The organism is Paenibacillus xylanilyticus (assembly GCF_047246825.1).
In the GTDB taxonomy this organism is placed as follows: domain Bacteria; phylum Bacillota; class Bacilli; order Paenibacillales; family Paenibacillaceae; genus Paenibacillus; species Paenibacillus xylanilyticus_B.
This window is the reverse complement of the sequence record NZ_JBFOLB010000004.1, coordinates 192,619-212,217: the sequence shown is the minus strand read 5'-3', so window position 1 is coordinate 212,217 and position 19,599 is coordinate 192,619. Positions and strand designations below refer to the sequence as shown.

The following is a 19,599-nucleotide window of genomic DNA, read 5'->3' as shown; positions in this document are numbered from 1 at the left end:
ATGACATGACATGGAGAATCAAAGCCTATTTCTGATGAAAAGGACAGTATTTCCGCATCATTTCGGCTGTTTCCGCATCTCTTCCCTCATTGCGCTGTTCCAGCTGTCCGCTGATATGCTCGAAACGTTCGGTGGAGAGGTTCTGTCCAAATTTGAACTTGGCACTGAGATGTTCCGGCACGATTCGAACGACAGCAACAGCTTTTAATCTACCTGTGTATCGGGAGTCGGCAGCATCAATGGGTACATATCCGCCTTGCGGCTGAAGCTTCTCCATGAACCGCTGCAGCACCCTGCCCTTGATTTCCAGATCCTGAACAGGCTCTGCCTGTCCGGAAGCCATGACACTTTTGAAAAAGGAGGTTGCGGGACAAGCCAGTTCGGGGTCACTGAAATAGGAGGGAATCAGGGAAAACTCTTCGGCCACCGTAAAGCTGACCGAGGAATCATGCTTGATCTGTTTCATCTTCTCCCCGGCAAGACTGCCATGGAAATAGAAGCATCCATCCATATATACAAAATTGAGCGGCGTTACCCGTGGATGTCCATCCGGACTGACGGTTCCCAGGAATCCGAAGGAGCACTGATCCAGAAACGCAGTAATTTCCTTCTCTTCGTCTACTGTAAATTCTTTGCGTCTCATATGTGTTTCCCCCTTGGTAATGATTGGTGATGGCTTTTGAATGAAAGTTGTACCGTTGACCTAACGATAAAACATACATTGACATAAAAATAGATCCAATTTACATTCATTTTTATAGTCCAATTTGCAAAATGAACGGATGACCAATCCAAGTAGATTGGAGCAAAAGGAATTTTAGCGTTATCCGAAAATATAAAAAAGGAGCGAGCGCCTTGGAACTGTGGCTGCCCATGGATTCTTACGAGCATCAGCATCGCTATAAATACACAGCTTTGTACCATGCCTTACGCGATGCCATTCATGCGGGAACACTCATTGGAGGGACAAGGCTCCCCTCCACGCGTGAGCTCGCACGCCAGTATGAGATGTCACGCGGCTCTGTCGCACAGGTATATGACATGCTGCTTGCGGATGGTTACGTCGAGGCACATCGGGGAAGGGGCACCTTTGTTACGGGTTCATTTACCACGGAGAAACAAGCAGAACAGGAAGCTGTCATTCATCTGTCTCCATGGGGAGAACGCGTGAGCAGACTGGATACTCAAAAAGTGGCTGAGTCTGTTCATGACCAGAATCAAGACGTCATCGATTTTCATGTCCATCGCATGCCTGCAGACCATTTTCCCGAAACCGAATGGAAAAGTGCGCTTGCGGCCGTGCATCGGAGCGATTGGCGGGAACAAAGCGGTGCAGCAGGGGACCCCGAACTGCGTGAGGCCATTGCTTCACATCTAAGATGGACACGGGGAATTCAGGCAGATGCATCTCAGATCGTACTGTTCAGCGGTTCGATGCAAGGCATTACATTGCTCGCTCAGCTGCTTATCCGGGAAGGGGCATCAGCCATATTGGAAAATCCCGGATATCCGGGGATTGCTCATGCGGTGAGCTCCTGTGGGGGCCGCATCGTTCTGGCAAATGTGGATTCTGAGGGCATCATCCCTCAAGACTGGGAAGCCCAAACGTTATTCGTCACCCCAACCCGGCAGTTCCCGACCGGTGCCGTGCTGGGGCTCGACAGACGCCTGGCATTGCTTGCCTGGGCCTCCAAGCGCAATGCCGTCATTATTGAAGATGATTATGACAGCGAATTTCGCTGGGGCGGCAGACCGATTGAACCACTCAAAGTGTTGGATCGTGAACAACGGGTAATCTACGTCGGTTCGTTCACGCAGACGATGATTGCTTCCTTCAGGCTAGGCTATGCCGTTCTGCCGCCAAGTCTGGTGCAGCCGCTGCTTGCAGCGAAAGCTCTATATGAACCTGTACCTCCTGCACTATTGGAACAGCGGGCACTGGCAAAATTCATGAGCAGAGGAGCATATCTGCGGCATTTGAGACGACTAACCCGTTTATATGGTGAACGGCATGCATTTTTTGTGCAGGAGATGCAGCGTCAATTACCGGAGGCATTCACCATGCAGCCCGGAGATGCAGGACTTCACATCTATGCCACCTGGAACGGCTGCCCGGACAGTTACCTTAGCTTCAAAACGGTGGCGCAGGAAGAAGGCGTACGGTTTCGGGATGCCGTTCGTTATCAACTCATCCCCGGTCATCCGGCTGCCTGTTTCGGTTTTGCACATTTGGAGAAAGAAGAGATCACGGAGGGGATCCGAAGGCTGCGGCTGGCATGGGAGAAGAGTACATTTTCGTTTCGCTGAAATCCGCTGTATAATAGATGAAGATATTTCGCTCCGGCTGGAGCAGAAATCACATACAAGTGCATATTGCATCAAGTCCAAGAAGCGCTATCCTATTTAGAAATAGGCTGATCGAATGAGTTGTGTTCGCATGCCTGTTTATCCATAAGCGATTGGAATCCAATGATGCAACATGCGGAGAGATTAACTTTCAAGGGGGAGTGGCGACATGCTGCAGGCATCGCCGTCATCTTTTGTTATTTTGCCCGCCGTCGCCAAAATTGTCTGCGAACCGGGATGGAAGTGGCAGAAGCGGGAAAAACCGATGCAGAACTATGATTTATTTTATGTATGGAGTGGTGAAGGGACCGTTGTGCTGAATGACCGGTCGTATGAAGTTGGCAAGGGTAGTTGTTTTCTGTTCAGGCCAGGCGATCATCCTACTGCAACACATAACAAACAAAAACCGTTGGTACTTACGTATATTCATTTTGATGTAGATATACCCGTTAGTGATATTCCCCAGTCCTATCGTGAGCTGATGGAAACGGTGGAATTCGAGCACTTGCTGGCTCGCTATGTAAGACTGTTCCTGTCTGATGTATATGGGCGGGATGAAGAGAGCCGGCTGATTTTGAAACAGCTGATGATTCATTTGCTGCGTGCAGATACGGAAGCACCTGTGGAGAAAAAGGTCAGCAACCAGCTCTCGGATGTGATTCAGGAAGTTGCGAATTATGTACGCCAGCATCCGGGGATTACCCATCGGGTGGAGGATCTGGCAGCACGTGCGGGATTGTCACCCCGATACTTCTCCATCAAGTTCAAGGAATTGATCGGATCTTCGGTTCAATCCTATATCATCCGCATGCGTATTGAGCGTGCAGAGCATCTGCTGGTCCATACGGGCATGAACGTAACCGAGGTTGCGGATGCTCTCGGATACCGGGATATCTTTTTCTTCAGTCGTCAGTTCAAGCAGTATACCGGTAAGAGTCCTTCCGAAATTCGTTAGGTCCAGCCGGAGATCAGAGCAACGTTTCAAGTCTGAAGGCCAAGGGTAAGTAAGTAGCATTCCAGACGAAACGAAAGGGGGAGCTTGTGATGAACGGAAAACGGCGGATCCGCAACCGGGGATGCTCTACGAAGGGGTGCAATATTTTCCGGAACCGTCTGCGTCGCTTAAAACCGGCGGAGGAATTGCAAAACGTATGGTTTTAAAGAAAAGTCAGAGGATCTATACATACGGAGCGATGTTTCGTATTGAATGTATATATGGAATCTCAACCGCAGTACTATAAAATGATATGTTTCAATCATAAAGAGGATGACACAAAGACACCTGAATCAGGTGCTTGCGTCATCCTCTTTATTGGTCTTGCGCCATTTTACTTATTGGTTTCTGGATAATCAGTGAATTGGCTTCAAGCGGCCAAGCAGTGTGCCCATTTTGACCGTATCACCAGGCTGCAGGTTGGGTTCAGGCTCGAAAGTACCGCTCTGTGTCAGCAGTACCACGGTGGAACCGAATTCAAAATAAGCCAGATCATCGCCTTGTGCCCAGCTGCTTGCAGCTGTATCCGCGTACTGAATACTGCTTACATTCATGGCACCGACTTTGACGACAGCCACTTCTCCATAAGCATGACCAATATACGTAATGAGACGCTCGTTTCGACTTAGCACTGACTTCATGTGAGTCAGACCAAAATCATTTACAGGGTAAACCTTGCCCTTGATATGCTCGCTCTCAATTCTGCGTCCGCTGACCGGTGCATGAATCCGGTGGTAATCACGAGGGCTGAGGTACAGGACGAACCCATAACCGTGCTTGTACTTCTCCAGATGTGGAGAATGGTTTAATAGTTCAGCAAGTGTATAATTTTGTCCCTTAACATTCAGGAGTGTGCCTGCAGATACAGGCCCGGCTGCCGTGATTTTGGCATCTACGGGGCTGATGAGTGCATGTTCTGAAAGATCCAGCGGGCGCATGCCCGGCTTTAATTTGCGGGTGAAGAAATCATTCAGTGAACGATATTCCTTCCAGTCTTTCTCAGCTTCCTGTACAGGGATGTTGTAGGTCCGGACAAAATATGGGATAAATGCCTTGCTTCCCCGGCTCTTGGAGAAGGCTCCCACAGTCCGGGAGATCCATTTGCGAGAAGAAAGCTCGGTCATTAACCGCAACAGCGTTTTTGCCATGAATATCCCCCTTAGGGTTAGTGCGAACTTCAAGGCCGGCAGGACCGGCCGTTCTGCATAATATTGACACAGAATGCCAGCGAAATCAATACGGGTACCTACGGTAGGTTTGCGGCTGGCGTGGAATCTGTGAATTTTGTTCCATCAACAGGCGTCCATATGCCATTGGCTCGCGGTAGCTGGCTTTCCAATGTTCAGGCATTCCCGCCTTGCGAAAACCGTACCGCTGGTCCCGTCCATTGCATTCTATAAAATAAATCTGTCCGTTTCTGGCGATGCCAAGATCAAGACCAAGGTCGGCAAGGTGCGGTAGGCTGGAAGCCAGCGTACGTGCGATTCGCAGCCCGACAGAACTGATTCTGGCTTCAATCTCCGGAATGCTGAGGCCAAGTTCGTCTTCATCAAACGCTTCTGCCATGGTCATGACCTTGCCTCCCTGGGCAATATTGGTGACAAAGGTATGGGCAGGTGCTGCCTTGGCGAACATGCCCGTGATGCCCCATAGACCGTCCATTCCCCGCTGTACAGATACACGCAGATCCACGGGTCTTCCTTCGTAACGGACCAGCGGAATCCGCTCCTCGATGAGATACGCATGGCGAAAAATACGTCTCAAGGTGGCCGAGGGCAGTTGTCCCCTGCTTAGCCGGAATGTTGCCCATCCTTTGCGGGAAGCCTTGGTCTGGCATGTCAATCTCCAGTCCCCATCCCGTTTATATAAGCGCATGATGCCGTGTCCAATACTGCCGCTGCACGGTTTGATGATCAGATCATTATAATGTTCCATCATATAAACCAGAGACTCCAGAGTAGCTTTGGCTGCATGAGGCAGATGTTTCTTCAATACAGGGTCCTGATGAAGCATGTCATGAATATGATCCTTGCGATACCGATTCCGAACATTATATACCTGAATGCCCTGCAAGAGCAGTTTGGTCACCTGATGCTGTTCAGTCCGGCGAAGCTGCAGAGCCCGGTTATGAATGACGGAAGGCAAGAGCATTTTTTGACGAACATAGACACCTTCCTTTTTGACATAAGCCAGACAGGTCTTCGTATCCGGATCCACATCTTCAAGCCGCAAAAAGCAAGGAATTAATCCATAAAAGGCCGCAGCCTGCTCATAATTCGCGAGTGATTCCTGACCGGTCCTTCCGGCCGGTATCCCCCGGTACATGCGTGAATCGAACATGATGCCGATCGTTTCTGGGGGCATGACCGTTCCTCCTTCAATATTATCGCGACATGGATCGTCCATTCATGAGATGCCGGCCTGTCAACGCATGATTGGACATCACGATAACGCAGACCGGAATCATGATGCATCTTCATGCACCAGCGTATTCTTGTTTACTTTCCGCCTTCATTGAATCCAGGAAGAGATTCCACTTCGGTGCAGATAGGGAGTTATTTTACGGATTTGTACCAAATGCTTATACAGTATCGTATGACATTGCTGGATCGGGGGCGTGGACAGCCGCCTTTCATCTATAGCCGAGTACAGCCTATTTCCCATGGACAGGTACCTTGTTCGCATTTTGACTTGAGCATCCATCCAACGTTATCGGCAAAAGTCGTGATTTGAAGTGGCAGATGCCCATACCGAAGCATATGATGCCGGAGACGAACGTTAGAGGAAGGAGCAAGCTGCATGAGTAAAAAAGGCAACAAGAAGGTTCCTACGCCGAAACTGCGGCATGTGAGCCCCAAGTTTAAAGAACTGGAACTGACTGAACGCCGTGCAGGCACATTGAACCCAGGTTCCACCCAGAATAGGGAAGAGCGCTTAAATACCAATAAAACGGATTTGAAAGCTAATCAGGCATCGGAAGAATCCCTATACGAATCAATGGAACTCCCTGCTTCCATGAACGAGCTGGAAGATCTGGATATCACAGCTGAAACAGTCGAACCCGAACTCGTAGAATCGGATAGCAAGGAAGCCCGGACGGACGATGGCTCGGAAAAGCAGATTCAGGTCAGCAGCGTGGCTTCTCTTGCTCTGGAAGAGCAGAGCATCAACAAGCAGGAGACCACAGGCAGGGACCGGTTGGAGATCTTGAACCAGAACCAGATGCCGGGTCATACCGGACACTACATCTATACAGATGATCTGAGTGATTTTGCGGTGACGGAGAGCAAATTGGCTCCGTTCTCTGTGGATGAATCCAAGCTGAAACCAGGTGCGGTCGGCAGTGAAGCATTACAGGATTATGCAGTGACCAGCATTCACATTGCAGATGGGGCCATTGTTTCCGCCAAACTGGCAGAAGCGTCTGTATCCGACGAGCATCTCATTGATGGCTCTGTGTCCGGTCATAAATTACGCAATGCTTCCATTGCCGGCGAGAAAATCAAAGACGGCAGCATTACCTCGCAGAAGCTGGGCAACCAGGTAATCGATTCAGCTAAAATTGCCGACGGTTCCATCGGCACAAGACATCTCAGCCGCATGCTGGTCACGGAAGATTTGATCAAGAACCATGCCGTAACCGGAGACAAAATCGCGATTAGCGGCGTGGATACACGGCATCTCACGGGAGGCGCTGTGCATACGTCCAAATTGGCCGACGATGCGGTGACTACATCCAAAATTCGTGAAGGTGCTGTCACGGGCAGCAAAATCCATGAACAATCCATTGAGTCTCATCATATTCAGGCAGGTGCAGTTCAACAGGAGCATCTGGCAGAAGGGGCTGTCGGTCGTTCACAACTGTCTTTGGGCAGTATTGGTAGTGATCAGATTGAGGATGGATCCATACAAACCAGACATTTAGCTGAGGGTTCACTCAGTGGAAAACACTTGCTGGACGGTTCCATCGGTTCGAACCAGATTCGCGCTCAGGCTGTGGGGAAAGAGCAGCTCGGCAAAGGCGAAGTGGGCAGTGAGCATTTGGCGGAGGGAGCCGTAACCAGCAGTAAGCTAGCAGACCAGTCGGTTGGAACAGCGAAACTGCTGGAACAGTCGATTACGGCTTCCAAGATTTCAGACCAAAGTGTCATTGCTTCCAAAATTGCAGATGAAGCTGTGCAGGGCAAACATCTTGCCAAAGGTTCCATTCGTGCGGAACATATTGTCAATCGGGGAATTACACCGGTACATGTAGACAATGCAGCGATTCACTCCATTCACATTGCAAGTGGAAGCATCGAAGCAACTCACCTGTCCACCGGTAGTGTATCCGGAGAAGCACTCGCAGATGGCGTTGTATCCGAGCGGCATCTGGCTGAGGCGGCGGTGGGGACGTTTGAGTTACAGGATGCTGCAGTGACAGACGTCAAGCTCGCAGACGGAAGTGTGACAGCAGAAAAACTTGGAACGGCATCGGTTAGCAGCAGAGCGCTTGCTCCGGGAAGTGTTGCATCCTCGCATCTTGCGGGTGGTGGTGTCACGGGTACACATCTGGCTCCAGGCAGCGTGGGGTCCGAGGCCCTGAGACCTTATGCCGTGAAATCGGAACATCTGACAGAACATGCTGTGGGTGTCCCTCACCTTCAACCGGGCAGTGTTGAAACAGAAGCCATTGCAAGGGCAGCGGTCACAACGGACAAATTAGCTCCCGGTAGTATAACTTCGGCCCAGCTGGCTGGAGGGTCCATTTTTCCGCCTCATCTGACAGATCATTCGGTTACCTCTCCTAAGCTCTCACCAGAAAGTGTTGCTACCGACAAACTGGCGGATTTTGCTGTCACTTCAGCCAAACTGGCCGACGGCAGCGTGACTTCGTCCAAGATCATGGCTGAAAGCATTAACGCCAAACATATTCCGGCAGGAACCATACGCGGCTATCACCTGAAGCAGCATGCCGTATCCCTGGAACATTTGTCGGAGGAAATACGTTCACCGGAATTATTCGCCGATGGCAGTATTACAGGCAACAAACTGCGGCATGGATCCGTCACTGCGGACCATTTGACAGCAGACTCCGTATCAGGGACAGAGCTGCAAAAGGCTGCCATAAGCAGTGAGCACCTTCAGCCATCCGTTGTGCAATCCGAGCATCTGGCTGAAGGCAGTGTGAAGTCTGAGCATCTGGGTGATCACGTTGTGAATTCACAGCATCTGAAGCCAGACATTATTCATGAGGAGCATATTGCCGAACAGGTCATTACATCCCATCACCTGGCTCCGGGATCTGTCGAAACAGACCATCTGGCACCGTTATCCATCACAGCAGCTCATCTTCAACCAGGCTTGATCAGTGGTTTGCATCTTCAGGCAGAGTCGACAAGTGCTGTCCACCTGCAGCAGGGCGCTGTACATTCCCGTCATATTCAAGATGGTGAGATTCTGCCCCACCACATCCAAGAACGCAGCATCGGAACGTCTCACCTGGAAGAAGAAGCGGTAAGTACGATTATATTGCAGGAAGGATCCGTAACACGTTCCAAATTGGCGAGTGGCAGTGTAGATGGCAGCAAATTAGCCGCAGGAACGGTGGATGCGATCCACATTGCAGACGAAAGTGTGCAGTCCCGTCATATACAGGAGGGAGCCATCCGTGCTGATCATATTCAAGAGAGCAGCATTGGCACAACTCATCTGGAAGAGGAGTCAGTAAGTGAGTTCCATTTGCAAAATGGATCTGTAACGAGTGCCAAGCTGGCGGACGGTAGTATAGACAGCAGCAAATTGCTCGAAGGTTCGGTATCAGGGGGCCATATTGCATCCGCAAGTGTGCATTCCGGGCATATTCAGGAAGGTGCCGTCCATGCTGATCATATTCAGGAGCGGAGCATCGGCACATTCCATTTGGAAGAGGAAGCGGTAAGTGCAATTCATCTGCAAAATGGGTCCGTAACAAGTGCCAAATTGGCTGATGGCAGCGTAAATGGAAGTAAGTTGCTCGAAGATGCGGTATCGGGAATTCATATTGCATCCGAAAGTGTGCAGTCCCGCCATATTCAAGAAGGAGCGATCCTTGCTGACCATATTCAGGAGCGGAGCATCGGCACACCTCATCTGGAAGAGGAAGCGGTAAGTGCAATTCATCTGCAAAATGGGTCTGTAACAAGTGCCAAATTGGCTGACGACAGCGTTAATGGAAGCAAGCTGCTTGAAGGTGCGGTATCGGATATCCACATTGCAGAGGATAGTGTGCAATCCCGTCATATTCAGGAGGGAGCCATCCTTCCTAATCATATTCAAGAGCGCAGCATTGGCACTGCACATCTGGAAGAAGAGTCGGTAAGTGCAATCCATTTGCAGAATGGGGCTGTAACGAGTGCCAAACTGGCCGATGGCAGTATAATTGGCAGCAAGCTGCTCGAAGGTACGGTATCCGGGATTCATATCGCCGCGGAAAGTGTGCAATCCGAGCATATTCAGGCAAATGCCATCCATGCTGATCATATTCAGGAGCGAAGCATTGGCACAGTCCATCTGGAAGAGGAATCGGTAAGTGCAGTCCATCTGCAAAATGGGTCCGTAACGAGTGCCAAACTGGCCGATGGCAGCATAAACGGCAGCAAGCTGCTCGAAGATACCATATCGGGAATTCATATTGCACCGGAAAGTGTGCAAAGCCGGCATATCCAGGAAGGAGCGATCCTTGCTGACCATATTCAGGAGAACAGTATCAGCACGTCTCATCTGGAAGAGGAAGCAATAAGTGCGGTTCATCTCCAAAATGGATCTGTAACGAGTGTTAAATTAGCCGATGGCAGCGTAAACGGCAGCAAATTGCTTGAAAATGCGGTGTCAGATGTTCATATCGCAAATGGAAGTGTTCAATCCCGTCATATCCAAGAGAAAGCCATTCATGCTGACCATATTCAAGATCGCAGCATCGGGATCTCTCACCTGAAAGCGGAATCGGTAAGTGCGATTCACCTGCACAATGGTTCCATAACGAGTGCGAAACTGGCTGATGGCAGTGTAAACGGCAATAAATTGCTTGAAGGTACGGTATCGGCAATCCACTTGGCAGACAAAAGTGTACATTCCGGGCACATTCAGGATGGAACGATCCTTGCTGATCATATTCAGGAACGCAGTATTCGCACAGTCCATCTGGAAGAGGAATTGGTAAGCGGAATTCACCTGCAGAATGGATCCGTAACGAGCGCCAAACTAGCTGACGGCAGTGTAACCGGCAGCAAACTGGGTGACCAAAGCATTACCTCCAATCACTTGAATGCGGGAATTGTTGGTCCTGCCCATTTGAGTGTAGAGATCTGGAATGCGATTCGTCAGTTCAGTGGAGAAACGCTGGAACAGCTGGCAGCGATCAAAAGGAAAGAGGCATTGCTTGAAGCAGGTAGTGAGGCTGCAGCACCAGTACAGCCGGCAAATGTCGTGCAGCCCCCAAGCGCCGATCTGAACGAAACACAGACTCTCCAGACGTCGGGTCAGGATTTGGGGCAGCAACCAGGTCAGCCATCGCAAGTTAACCAGCTTGGAGAATCATTGATGACAGCTGGTACGGTCCAACCACAGATACAGCAGCCATTACCTGAACTTTCGCATGAGATCAGTGAAATTGCGGAGCTCAAGCTGAGTGAGCAATCGGTTAAGCAGGAGCATCTGAGCGATGGCGTTGTTGGAAGCAGCCAGCTGCAGCATGGAGCAGTGGGACCTGAACACCTGTCATTCCAGCCTGTTCGCAGTGTCAGCCGTCAGCCTGTTGTTCAGCAGTTCGGCATGGAGGCTTTTATTCTGCCTGAAAATGAAGAATGCGTTGAGGTGACCGTAGCATTTGAGCAATCATTTGCATCGGAACACTACGTGATTGTAGGGATGAGTAATGACCGGGGATTCCAGGTGTCATTGCTGTCCCAGAGTGAAGATGAAGCGGTATTGGAAGTTTACCGGACTGCGGGGTGCAAGCACACATATGGCTTGTTGTCCTGGATTGCGGCGGGACCCTCCATTTAATTAAGGAAAGCCAGAAGAAAATAACATTGTGGAAACAAGAAACACAAAATGATTTCATGACTATACACAAAAGCGGTTCCCGGTATGGTCCCGGGATACCGCTTTTGTTTCTGTATAAGCCCGACCCTTCTATAAGGTGGAAGCAGGGTAGCGTATAAGCATTACTGAGGAATGATGCCTGAAAGACAAGAGTGAAGAATTATTTTTCCTGACAGAAGCTTGAGGAATTCAAGGACAAACGCCGTTTCCACTACTCCATGAATACATAGAATAACGTGTACTCCCTTGGCATGTTGAGTATTTTTTCGGGAGGGAGGTGACAGCATTGCAACATCGTCGCAGTATCGTTCATTTAGCCGCCAAACCCGTGTCCCGAAAGAGGAAACCGTTGAACAAACGGCGTGTAAAGCCGGTGAGAAAAAATAGTATTAAGGCTCGTAGGTACGTCATTCCTACACCACTGGAGGAGACGAATCCACACATCCCTACTCTTTCGGTCATTATTCCGGCGATGAATGAAGAAAAGACGATTGGCAGAGTCATCCGTCAGGCGCTTCGAGTCTGCAGGGATTCCGAAGTAATTGCTGTTGTTAACGGATCAACGGATGGCACAGCAGCAGCGGCACAGGCGGCAGGGGCAAGAGTGCTATTGTATACCGAGGCGCTGGGCCATGATACCGGAAGACGAATGGGTGCAGCGGCAGCGCGCGGGAGGATTCTGCTATTCACGGATGCAGATATACCGATTCCCGCAGAACAGCTCGCTCCCTATGTGCAGGCTATATTGAAAGGGACGGATGTAGCGCTTAACGATTATGACGGTCCTGTTACACGGATCCCCGTGCATCCGGTCGTGGAGGCCAAGCATGTCCTGAACAGCATCCTGGCCAGACCGGACCTAAAAGGAGCTTCAATGACAGCCATTCCGCATGCATTAAGCCGCAGGGCACTTGATGTTGTCGGTATCCCTTCGCTTGAGGTCCCTCCGCTTGCGCTTGCCAAAGCAGTCTCAAGTGGATTAGAGGTACGTGCCGTTCATCATGTGCCTGTAGGTAAAATGAATGCGGTTCGCGTAAAACGGCGAAGCGGGCCGGATCCGCTGAGCCAAGTGGTGCTGAATGATCATCTGACAGCGATCAGGTGGATAACCGACAAGCTCGGTCCACGCGGAGGATATTCCGATCTGCAGCGTGTTCGCTGCCTGACGAGGTGAGCATTTTGCGTCCATCCAATAAGCGACTTCCAGGCAGCAGGATAAGAGATATAGAGGGTTAATTCATTCCAGCCTCGTGCCCGGGAGCGTCAGGATCGAATGATGCAAAATGCTGGAGGTGAGAAAATGAAGGAACGTGGGAGGGTTGTCCGCCATCGTCGGACGATGAAAAGAAAGCTGGCGTCAAGGCGGAAAAAGCCAGGGAAAAGACGGCCGAATGGTTCGGCAGCCAAAGCACCAGGGCTAAACCTGAATGCAATCTGGAAGTCAGGACATCAAGCCGGACTTGATGCGCCTGAAAATAGAGCGATGACTGCCGAGCATGCACATCATTCCTGGCGTGAACACTGGCAGTCCATCTCGGGAAATACCGGAAGCTATGAAGCTGCCATGCAGGCAGGGAAAGCATATATGCAAGGTTACGTACATGCTGCAGGATATCCGGTGGATATCGTCCCGGTGCCCCTTCATCATTCGGCTGCTGCCGTTGTCTGTGCGTGCAATGAAGAACGGACGCTCGGCAAAGTAATGGCACAGTTAAAACGTTTGCCGCTGAAGGACATCATTGTTGTATTGAACGGAACAACAGATGACAGCCTGAATCTGGTGCTGGCCGAGTCCAGTATAACCCTTGTGTATGAGCCGGATCGGGCAGGACATGATGTAGGCCGTGCACTTGGAGCCAAAATGACCGAAGCGGAAGCGATCCTCTTTGTGGACGGGGACATGGTGCTTCCGGCAGAACAGCTCGCACCTTTCCTGTATGCAGTTGACCGGGGGAGCGATGTGGCCTTGAACAATCTGTCCTCACTGCTGCCACCGTTTGCACGGCAGGATGATGTGAGCCGAATTAAAGCCTATCTTAACCGTACGTTGGGCAGGCCGGACCTGGGATCGAATTCCCTGACGGCCGTCCCGCATGCCCTGTCTCGCAAAATGATCCAGACCGTTAAACCTGAATCACTTGCTGTACCGCCGAAGGCGCAAGCCATGGCGATCCGGCACGGTCTGAACGTAACGGCACCCTGCCAGGTGGATGTGATTCGTTCCAATCGCCTGCGTACAACCAATACAGGCAGCGGTAATGAAGTCGCCGGATTGATCATCGGGGACCATCTGGAGGCCATCGCAACCTGGATGGCAGGGGCAGGGCATGAGGCGAATTCGCGGACATTATCCCGAACCGAAGTGGCTTACAGGAGGAACGTCCGATGACACTGACAAGTATCATTATTCCGACGTATAACGGACTGGACCTGCTGAAGGCGTGCATTGATGCCATCCGGGAGCATACCGGAGCCCGTACACCGTATGAAATTGTGGTTGTGGATAACGGTTCCGTCGATGGTACGGCTGCCTATTGTGCCAGGGAGCGAGTTCGTTTTGTCCGATTGCCGGAGAATCGCGGTTTCCCTGCAGCCTGTAACGCTGGGCTTCGTGCCGCATGCGGTGATGAGCTGCTGCTGCTGAACAACGATGTCACCGTGACTCCGCGGTGGTTGGAAAATCTTCGTACTGGACTGTACAGTGAAGCAAACATTGGTATCACGGGTCCTGTCACCAATTACGCAAGCGGTATTCAGCAAGTTGATCTGGAGTTCGGGAGCATGGAAGAATTTCAGAAAATGGCGGAAGCCAACAATGTTTCTGATCCGAACAGGTGGAAGGAAGTCAGCCGCATCGTTGGACTGTGCATGTTGTTTCGGCGGGATGTCATGACGTCCATCGGCTTGCTTGACGAGGCTTATTCCCCGGGACATTATGAGGATGATGATTACTGTTACCGGGCTCGCATGCAAGGATATCGGCTGCTTGTATGCAGGGATGTGCTTGTGCATCATCAAGGCAGCGCGAGTTTCCAGAAGACGGATCCGGCTGCCTGGAAGCAGTTGCTTGAACGCAATCGCTCGATTTTTATCCATAAATGGCATGTCGATCCTCTTGAATATATTGAGACATCCGATGAGGGAGGGAATGTGGAATGAAAGGTGTAATTCTTGCTGGCGGAACGGGAACAAGGCTCTATCCTCTGACGCGGCTGATTAACAAACATCTGCTTCCGGTCGGTAAACATCCGATGATTGTGTATGGCATCGACAGACTCCGTCAGGCGGGGATTGAAGATATTCTGATTGTGATGGGCAAACATTCGGCAGGGCTGTACACGGAATATCTGGGTGGCGGAGCCGATCTTGGTGTCCGGTTGACATACCGGATTCAGGAGCAGGCAGGAGGCATTGCCGAAGCACTGGATTTGGCAAAGTCTTTTATTCTTCCTGGGGAAAAGTTTGTGGTGCTGCTGGGTGATAATCTGTTCAGTGATCATTTGAAACCTTACGTTGATCGCTATGTGCAGCAGCCTGCGGGGACGGCACGTGTGCTGCTGAAAGAAGTGGATGATGCTAGGCGTTACGGTGTGCCCGTATTTGATGCGAAGCATCCGGAACGCATATCGTACATTGAGGAGAAACCAAGCCAGCCGAAAACCTCCTACTGTGTGACCGGAATTTATATGTACGATGACCATGTATTCGACCTGATTGGCGGCATTGCGCCATCTGCACGCGGAGAACTTGAAATTACGGATGTCAATAATATTTATGCCTCTGCTGGAGGCTTGGAGTACGACATTTTGCAAAAATACTGGAGCGATGCGGGGACCTTCGAATCGCTGCAGGAAGCTGCAGTCCGCATGAAGGGACAACTGCCATAACATCATGCGCCTGATGCTGCCGCTGTGAGGTGCCCCATGGGACCCGAATAACCTGCGCCGGAGCTGGAAGGAGGCTCCGGCGCTTTGTGCAGCGGCGCTCCTCGTGCATGCCAAGGGAGGGAATGCCATGAGAGTAGCGAATCGGACCGGGCACACGGAAGCCAAGGTGACAGATAAGCCCCGGGGTACTCACCCGGCAGCGTTTCAAGGCCAAGGCGTTCTGATGATTACGGGAACCACCGGAACCAAGCGTGCAGCCGCCAAGCCAGCCAATCGTGCTGCACGGGCCCAGGCGCGTACCCGTGCTGGCGTGCCGCGCAAGCCTGCCGGCAGGAAGGCCGCGGCACGCCGCCGCAGCGCCGCTAGGCGAGGGCTTGCATCGGCGCACGGCCGCCGCCGCCGTGCAGCCGCCGGGCGCGGCAGCGCTGCCCACCGCCGCAGCACGCTGCGCCCGGCTGCGCGCCGTGCGCCCGGGTCAGCACCGCAAGCCAGCACGCCGCAGGCGATGCCTGCCCGCGGTGCTGGCCCTGCCCCGATCCAGGCGACACGCCACCCGCACGCTGGTGGTGTCGCCCCCGCGGGGCAGGGTGGCGCTGCCGCCGCACATGCGGGCAGCGCAGGGGCACTACCGCCTGCGGAGTCGGCAGGCGCACCCGGCGGCTACGCCGAGGGCTACCGCGACGGCGTATTCGCGGGCGGGGAGGCGCTGGTGGCGCAGCACATCCCGCCGGACCACATTCTGCCTGCCGTAGCGGCGGCAGATCTGATTGCGGCGGGTTTTCGCCAGTACGCGTCCAGCCTCACCCGTTTGGCCAGCCCCCACGAGGTGGCTGACCAGATCCGGGGAGCGCTGGATGCACAGCGCCCCCTGTCGGTCGTTCGCCTCGGGGATGGCGAACTGTTGACGCTGGCAGCCGACACGGTGCTCCCCGGCGAGCAGGTGCAGGAGCTCGCTCCGTTCCTGCCTTACGCAGGGGTGCAGCGCTCCGTTCCCGAGATTCGGGCTGCGCTAGCCGAAGCGATCCAGGGGGCGGATTGGGTCGGGGTGCCCATCTCGCGAGCGCCCACGTTTCAGGGCCTGCTATTCCCGGTCATGCGCCACTTCGGGATTGACTGGTCCCGGTTGAAGCTAACCAGTTCCACGATCAACTACAGTCTGCATCAGTCGGGGCTATTGCTGCCTGTACTTCATGGCCGCCGCGTGCTGCTGATCGGCAGCCAGGCAAGCGAGCTGGGTGCACTGCTTCTCAGCCGTGGGATCCAGGTGACAGGGATCATTGGTTCTGTCACCGGTTTCATGGACATTCCCAGAGTGATGCAGGAAGCGGCAGCGCATGCCTTCGACATTGCTTTGGTAGCCGCAGGAATTCCGGCCGTCGTTCTGTGTCGACGAATTGCTGGGGAACTTGGCAGGGTCGCTCTGGATTTCGGGCATTTGGCTGACAAATTGGTTACAGGAGAGCTTCATCTCTAATGGACAGTGTGGCGGGTGGTTTACGTAATACATCCGGATGAGGGGAAATGGAGGAAGCAACATGAGCAAACCAGGTAACTTACCCAGACAAAGGCATGTTTCTGGACCCGCCGAAGTTGTTCTGCATTCCGCTGGAAAGAGCACTGTGCGGAAGTCGGGACGCAGAGGGAAAGGCAAGCGGGGGGCCAGAGCTGCCAAACTGTACAAACAAGGTTACAGCAGGGGATACGATGAAGGAGTACGGCAGGGGCAAAGTTCATTTGGACTGGTATTTGAAGGGGTTAGCATCATTATTCCGACCTATAATCAACGGGAGTATGTCCTCAACTGTGTATCCAGTGTCGAGAAACATACGCCCGCGCCCTACGAAATTATCGTCGTGGATAATGCCTCCAAGGACGGTACAGCGGAAGCGATGCTGCGCAAAGGCGGCATGGTGAGGGTGGCTGCACTGGACGTCAATCGCGGATTCGCCGGAGGTGTCAACCAGGGTCTGATGATGGCAAGAGGCAGACATATCGTGGTCCTGAATAACGATACACTGGTCACACCAGGCTGGCTTGACAACATGATGGCATGCCTTGACAGTGATCCCGAGATCGGTCTGGTTGGTCCGGTCACCAACTATATTGGCGGCGATCAGCAAATTGACGTTCCGTATTCTGAGGTAGAGGATATGTGGTCTTTTGCCAGGAGACACAATCGGCCTGACCCTGATAAGCATCGGATGACCGAACGGCTCGTCGGATTTTGCTGGCTGTTCTCGCGAGAGCTGCTGGAACGGGTGGGCTACCTGGATGAAGGATATGCGGTAGGCAACTTTGAAGATGATGACTGGATGATTCGGGTGAAGCTGGCAGGATACAAGCTTGCGGTTGCAGGCGATGCATTTATTCATCACTATGGAAGTGTCAGCATGAAGGCGCTGGGTGAACAGGATTTTGCCACAGTCAACAAGGGGAACGAACAGTTCCATTCCCGAAAATGGGGAGACCCTCACACGCTGGTCGCAAAAACATTGCAGATCGCCCAACATATGGCACAGGCGAATTCGACTGTACCGCCCGATTCCATAGATTCGGGCAAGACCGACCCGCGGCAGCGAATTGCCACCCAGGGGAGTCACGACGGGGCGATGAAGCCAAGACGCAGCAGCGATTTTTATCCGGAAGGCAGCTTCGTATCAGATGTCAAAGGCGATGTATATCGTCTGATCGGAGGATTGAAACGCAAGTTGAATATTCCCGTACCGCGCGGAATATCTCCTGTTCAGGTAGCCAAACCGGATCTGCTCGGCATTCCTGCCGGAGATGCTGTAGTATCCGCAGGCGAAATTCAGGGGTGGCCGATTGACGTCCGACATGTGCATATCTCATCGATTCACGATTCGGCCAACGGCTGGTCGGAAGGTTGTATCGTTGCTGCAGCTGATGCGCCGGAGATCCGGTATCAGATCAGCGGAGGCAAACGAAGGAGGTTCGTGACGGTCTACGCAGCAGAACGGTGGGGCGTTCATTCAGGACATGTGCTGACCGTATCACCGGAACAACTGCTTGCGATTGAAGAAGGCTTGCCGATTATCGCCCCGCCGCAGCTCTTGAACGAAGATTTGTAATGTGGAGGCTTGCTGTGAACCGGATCGGCATGATGCGAGATGTAAGGTGCAGCGTATTGCACCATTTCATTTCGCATCCGGGCTTTACATATAAGGATATTTATCCAAGACGATTGAAACGTAAGCGATTTCATCTTACACTATGACCAATTGAATCATCGCAGAGCTAACTTAGGATGCGAACTAGGGATGGTGCATGATGAAGAATGAAGTTGTATTACTAGCCGAACGAATTGCCCATGATTTTCTGCACGAGCCAGTGACATCATCACATCAGATCATTGGAAAAGGTTTCGTCAATCAGGTTTGCCTCGTTGAGACGGAACATCATAAAGTGGTTGTACGCATGAACGACAAACACAATTATCCCACTTTTGTGAAGGAAAAATGGTGCATTGAGCAAGCTGCGGCAGCGGGTATTCCTGGTCCAGAGACGTTATCCGTCGGAATCGCGGACGAAACGGCATATATGATTCAAACATTTGTCGAAGGAGATAACGGATTGGACACAACCGTAGACACGACCCATATCTGGAGAAAACTTGGTGAATATGCGAAATGCATTCATTCCATTCCAGTGGATGGTTTTGGAGAACAGATGGACCCAGTCCAGGGCAGATTTTATTCCCCTCCACATCCGGGATCAGACGGCAGCTGGCAGGGTTATGTGCAGTACAATATCCATAGCTTAACGGAGCATGACCCCCTGATTGAGTTTGGCGTAATCACGAAAACGGAATCAAGAATGGTTCGACAATGGTTTGAGAAATTGAAAATGGAAGAGTTCCGTTTCGGCCTGTGCCATGGTGACATCTCATTGAAGAACACGATGGTTTCGCAGACAGGGCAAGTTACGCTGCTGGATTGGGGAAATGCAGAAGTCACGGTTGTGCCTTATGGCGATATCATACATATGATACGTTGCCAGATCCACGGGGAGGGTCCTGAACCTGAACAATTGAACGCTTTTTTGGATAGTTACGGGCTGAATGAAAAGGAGCTGGATCTGCTGAGACATGTACTGCTGCTCAAGACCTTCGATAATCTCAGATGGGCTATCGATCAAAGTCCGGATCAGGTTCATTTTTATGTTGAGATGGCCCAAAAAGTCTTTCACATGGTCAAGGAGGCAAGCAAAAATTAATAGCTACATCCGCCGTTCTGAAAAAATTAAATTTAATCTTTCTATGTTGTTATAGGTTTATTCTATTAGCAGCTC

General features: G+C 51.8%; 13 protein-coding genes. 10 read left to right on the top strand and 3 right to left on the bottom strand.

Features of this window, described 5'->3' with window-relative positions; translation table 11 throughout:
• Positions 1 to 25: 25 nt before the first annotated feature.
• Complete coding sequence (locus AB3N00_RS23575) at positions 26 to 643, bottom strand: pyridoxamine 5'-phosphate oxidase family protein (RefSeq protein WP_413036778.1); 618 nt, start codon at positions 641 to 643, stop codon at positions 26 to 28.
• Between the two features lie 212 nt (positions 644 to 855).
• Between AB3N00_RS23575 and AB3N00_RS23570 the strand changes: the two genes are divergently transcribed.
• Both AB3N00_RS23570 and AB3N00_RS23565 read left to right on the top strand, forming a co-directional pair.
• Positions 856 to 2,307, top strand: coding sequence for a PLP-dependent aminotransferase family protein (locus AB3N00_RS23570; RefSeq protein WP_413036777.1), 1,452 nt, complete (start codon positions 856 to 858; stop codon positions 2,305 to 2,307).
• A gap of 208 nt (positions 2,308 to 2,515) precedes the next feature.
• On the top strand, positions 2,516 to 3,301 hold the full coding sequence (locus AB3N00_RS23565) for a helix-turn-helix domain-containing protein (RefSeq protein WP_413036776.1): 786 nt from the start codon (positions 2,516 to 2,518) through the stop codon (positions 3,299 to 3,301).
• A 395-nt stretch (positions 3,302 to 3,696) separates the two neighbouring features.
• Here the strand turns inward: AB3N00_RS23565 and asd are convergent, their stop codons facing one another.
• Both asd and AB3N00_RS23555 read right to left on the bottom strand, forming a co-directional pair.
• Positions 3,697 to 4,488, bottom strand: a complete 792-nt coding sequence (gene asd / locus AB3N00_RS23560; protein WP_413036775.1) for an archaetidylserine decarboxylase — start codon at positions 4,486 to 4,488, stop codon at positions 3,697 to 3,699.
• 85 nt (positions 4,489 to 4,573) lie between these two features.
• A complete protein-coding gene (locus AB3N00_RS23555; RefSeq protein ID WP_413036774.1) occupies positions 4,574 to 5,704 on the bottom strand; it encodes a YheC/YheD family protein in 1,131 nt (376 codons plus the stop codon).
• Between the two features lie 435 nt (positions 5,705 to 6,139).
• On the opposite strand from AB3N00_RS23555, the gene AB3N00_RS23550 reads away from it, so the two are divergent.
• From AB3N00_RS23550 to AB3N00_RS23515, 8 genes are all read left to right on the top strand, one after another.
• Positions 6,140 to 11,365, top strand: coding sequence for a WIAG-tail domain (locus AB3N00_RS23550; RefSeq protein WP_413036773.1), 5,226 nt, complete (start codon positions 6,140 to 6,142; stop codon positions 11,363 to 11,365).
• A gap of 316 nt (positions 11,366 to 11,681) precedes the next feature.
• Positions 11,682 to 12,578 (top strand): glycosyltransferase family 2 protein, encoded by an 897-nt coding sequence (locus AB3N00_RS23545; RefSeq protein WP_413036772.1) that lies wholly within the window; start codon positions 11,682 to 11,684, stop codon positions 12,576 to 12,578.
• A 165-nt stretch (positions 12,579 to 12,743) separates the two neighbouring features.
• The gene (locus tag AB3N00_RS23540; RefSeq protein ID WP_413036771.1) at positions 12,744 to 13,793 is read left to right on the top strand and encodes a glycosyltransferase family A protein; all 1,050 of its coding nucleotides are present in this window, start codon (positions 12,744 to 12,746) and stop codon (positions 13,791 to 13,793) included.
• Positions 13,790 to 14,563, top strand: coding sequence for a glycosyltransferase family 2 protein (locus AB3N00_RS23535; protein ID WP_413036770.1), 774 nt, complete (start codon positions 13,790 to 13,792; stop codon positions 14,561 to 14,563). The genes AB3N00_RS23540 and AB3N00_RS23535 overlap by 4 nt, the downstream gene beginning before the upstream one ends.
• Positions 14,560 to 15,291, top strand: coding sequence for a sugar phosphate nucleotidyltransferase (locus tag AB3N00_RS23530; protein ID WP_413036769.1), 732 nt, complete (start codon positions 14,560 to 14,562; stop codon positions 15,289 to 15,291). The genes AB3N00_RS23535 and AB3N00_RS23530 overlap by 4 nt, the downstream gene beginning before the upstream one ends.
• Before the next feature lie 808 nt (positions 15,292 to 16,099).
• Positions 16,100 to 16,765, top strand: coding sequence for a GT-D fold domain-containing glycosyltransferase (locus AB3N00_RS23525; RefSeq protein ID WP_413036768.1), 666 nt, complete (start codon positions 16,100 to 16,102; stop codon positions 16,763 to 16,765).
• 61 nt (positions 16,766 to 16,826) lie between these two features.
• Positions 16,827 to 18,380, top strand: coding sequence for a glycosyltransferase family 2 protein (locus tag AB3N00_RS23520; RefSeq protein WP_413036767.1), 1,554 nt, complete (start codon positions 16,827 to 16,829; stop codon positions 18,378 to 18,380).
• A gap of 199 nt (positions 18,381 to 18,579) precedes the next feature.
• Positions 18,580 to 19,524, top strand: a complete 945-nt coding sequence (locus tag AB3N00_RS23515; RefSeq protein ID WP_413036766.1) for an aminoglycoside phosphotransferase family protein — start codon at positions 18,580 to 18,582, stop codon at positions 19,522 to 19,524.
• Positions 19,525 to 19,599 lie beyond the last annotated feature (75 nt).